This window comes from Streptomyces sp. NPDC028928, assembly GCF_055564915.1.
In genome coordinates this window covers 1-3,171 of the sequence record NZ_JBVHVI010000040.1, presented here as the reverse complement: position 1 = coordinate 3,171, position 3,171 = coordinate 1, and the positions used below count along the sequence as shown (strand labels likewise).

5 protein-coding genes are annotated in these 3,171 nt (G+C 73.4%); all 5 read left to right on the top strand.

What is annotated here, in order from left to right:
• Nucleotides 1-146, top strand: a 146-nt coding sequence (locus ACZ4U1_RS40160) for a 3-deoxy-7-phosphoheptulonate synthase (RefSeq protein WP_467909130.1), incomplete at its 5' end; no start/stop codon positions are given.
• A complete protein-coding gene (aroH, locus tag ACZ4U1_RS40155) occupies nucleotides 143-544 on the top strand; it encodes a chorismate mutase (RefSeq protein WP_467909128.1) in 402 nt (133 codons plus the stop codon). The genes ACZ4U1_RS40160 and aroH, both read left to right, overlap by 4 nt.
• A complete protein-coding gene (locus ACZ4U1_RS40150; RefSeq protein ID WP_467909127.1) occupies nucleotides 541-1,725 on the top strand; it encodes a prephenate dehydrogenase in 1,185 nt (394 codons plus the stop codon). Before aroH ends, ACZ4U1_RS40150 begins: the two co-directional genes overlap by 4 nt.
• 34 nt (nucleotides 1,726-1,759) lie before the next feature.
• Nucleotides 1,760-3,067, top strand: coding sequence for a 3-phosphoshikimate 1-carboxyvinyltransferase (gene aroA, locus ACZ4U1_RS40145; RefSeq protein ID WP_467909126.1), 1,308 nt, complete (start codon nucleotides 1,760-1,762; stop codon nucleotides 3,065-3,067).
• The coding region (locus tag ACZ4U1_RS40140; protein WP_467909129.1) for a chorismate synthase at nucleotides 3,064-3,171 on the top strand (108 nt) is incomplete at its 3' end. The genes aroA and ACZ4U1_RS40140, both read left to right, overlap by 4 nt.

The window sequence follows — 3,171 nt, the reverse complement described above, 5'->3', positions numbered from 1 at the left end:
TGGACGACCTGCACCAGCGCTACGAGACCGCCTGCGACCCCCGGCTCAACCGCAGCCAGTCGCTGGACCTGGCCTTCCTCGTCGCCGAGATGTACGACACCTCCACGACGGGAGCGGCACCCGGCCGGCCCGGGAGCGGAACATGACGCTGCGCGCGGTGCGAGGCGCCGTCCAGGTGGAGCGGGACGAACCGAACCTGCTGCGCCACCAGGTCGGCCGGCTGCTCAAGGAAATCATGGCGGCCAACGACATCGTCCCCGACAACCTGGTGAGCATCGTCTTCACCGCCACCTCCGATCTCGTCAGCGCGTTCCCCGCCGAAGCGGCCCGGGAACTCGGCCTGGTCGACGTACCACTGATGTGCGCGCGGGAACTCGACGTGCGGGGTGCACTTCCGCGCACCGTACGGGTCCTGGCGCACGTCGAGACGGACCGCGCAAGGGCCGACGTCCGGCACGTCTACCTGGACGGCGCGGCCGTGCTGCGCAAGGACCTCGCCCGGCGCACCGCAGGCAGCGGTCCGTCCGAAGGGGGGAGCCGGTGATCCGGACCCTGGCTGTCGTGGGGACGGGGCTGATCGGCACGTCCGTCGGGCTGGCGATGAGCCGCCGCGGCGTCACGGTCCACCTTCTGGACCGCGATCCGTCGGCGGCCCGGACCGCGGCGGCGCTCGGCGCGGGCGTCACCGACTCCCCCACCGGGCCGGTCGACCTCGCCGTCCTCGCCGTACCACCCCGCGCGGTGGCCGGTGTGCTCGCCGAGCAGCGTGCCCGGGGACTCGCCCGGACCTACACCGACGTCGCGAGCGTCAAGGCCCTCCCCGTCCGCGAGGCCGGCGACGGTACCGCCGCCGCCTGCTACGTGGGCGGCCACCCCATGGCCGGGCGGGAGCGTTCCGGGCCGCTGGCGGCACACGCCGGCCTCTTCGAGGGCCGCCCATGGGTGCTCACCCCCTCACCGCGGACCTCGGAGACGGCCCTCAACCACGCCCTGGAGCTGGTCGCCCTGTGCGGGGCGACCCCGCTCGTCATGGACTGCGAGGCACACGACCGGGCGGTGGCACTCACCTCCCACACCCCCCACCTGGTGGCGAGCCTGCTCGCCGCCCGCCTGCTGAATGGCGCGCCGGACGCCCTCCGGCTCGCCGGACAGGGACTGCGCGACACCGCCCGTGTCGCCGGCGGTGACCCCGAGCTGTGGGCCGACATCCTGTGCAGCAACGCCGCACCGGTCTTCGAGGTGCTGCGGGAGCTCGAGAAGGACCTCGCAGGGCTCCTCACCGCCCTGGAGCACATCGCGCGGCGCGGTGAGCCGCGGACAGCGGACCGATGCCACGTGGTGGAGCTGCTCGAGCGCGGCGCGAGGGGGCTGCGTGCCATCGCGCCGCCGCCCGCGCACCGTACGGCCGCACAGCGTCTGTTCAGGGTGACCGTGGGCGAACGCCCCGGGGAACTGGCCCGGTTGCTCGACACACTCGCCGAGCACGGCGTGGCCGCGCACGAGGTGACCACCGACGACGCGACCGGACAGCAGGGCGTGACGGTGGAGTTCGCCACCCCCGTCGGCTTCACCGAGGAACTGCGCCGTCGCATGGCGGAGCAGGGCTGGCACGTGGAGGACGGCTCGACCCGCCCGCGCCGGCAGCCGCCGCGGTCCCCTGCCGGGCAGCTGTGGGACGAGGAAGTCGTCCCGGCTCAGCGGGTGGCCTCCCTGCCCGGTGTGTGAACCGGCATGTCCTGATGACCGAGGAGAACCGACCATGACCGCAACCGACATCTCCCCGCCGGGCACGGATGCGCGGATACCCGGATCGAAGAGTCTCACCAACCGCGCTCTGCTGCTCGCCGCCGCGGCCCGGGGCGTCAGCAAGGTGTGGGCGCCGCTCGTCAGTGACGACACACGGGCGTTCCGCGAGGCGCTGACGGCCTGCGGGGTGGTGGTACGCAGCAGCCCGCTGTCCGAGTTCTGGGAGGTGACCGGCCTCGGCGGCGGGCCGGTGGGACAGGCCCGGCTGTGGTGCTCGGACGCGGGTACGGCGGCCCGCTTCCTGCCGCCCTACGCCGCCGCGGGCAGCGGTACGTTCCTGTTCGACGGTTCCGCCCAGTTGCGCGCCCGGCCCCAGCGGCCGCTGGTGGAGGCGCTGCGCCGGCTCGGCGCCCATGTCGAGACGGGTCCCGGCGACGGGCTTCCCCTGCTGGTCTGCGCCTCCGAGCTGACCGGCGGTGAACTGACGGTGGACTCGTCCATGAGCAGCCAGTACCTCAGCGGGCTGCTGATGGCCGCGCCGCTCATGCGGCACGGGCTCCTGGCCCGGGCCGAAGCACTGGTCAGCAGCCCGTACGTCGGCATGACCGCGAGCCTGATGCGCCGTTTCGGCGCCCGCGTGGAGGAGACCACCGAGGGCGGACTCCGCGTGGAGCCCGGCGGGTACACGGCCACCGACCTGGTGATCGAGCCGGACGCCTCCACCGCCTCGTACGTGTTCGCCGCCGCGGCGGTCACCGGGCGGACGATCACCGTCCCGGGCCTCACCGCGGGCAGTCTCCAGGGCGATCTGCGGTTCGTGGAGACGCTGGAGAAGGCCGGTGCACGCGTCACCATGACGGACAGCGCCACGAGCGTGACCGGCACCGGCCGGCTCCGCGGAGGGTTCAGCGTCGACATGGGAGACATCTCCGACACCTTCATGACGCTCGCGGCGATCGCCCCCCTGGCGGACGCCCCCATCACGATCCACGGAATCGGTCACGCCCGGTTGAAGGAGTCCGACCGCATCGCGGCGGTCGCCCGCAATCTGCGGGCCTGCGGCATCGACACCGCCCAGGGCGAGGACTGGATCACCGTGCTCCCCGGCGCACCCCGCCCCGCGCTCATCGACTGTCACCGGGACCACCGCATCGCGATGGCCTTCTCCGTACTCGGCCTGGCCGCCCCGGGCACGATCACCCTGGACGACCCGGGCTGCGTGGCCAAGACGTTCCCCGGCTTCCACGCGGAGATGCACCGTCTCTTCCCGGCGTACGAACTTCCGTCCGGCACCGGCCGAACCGCCGAGGAGGTCCTGTGACTCCCCCGGGCAGGCTGCGTTGGCTGACCGCGGGGGAGTCCCACGGTCCCGCACTTGTCGCGACGCTGGAGGGTCTTCCCGCCGGCGTGCCGATCACCACGGAG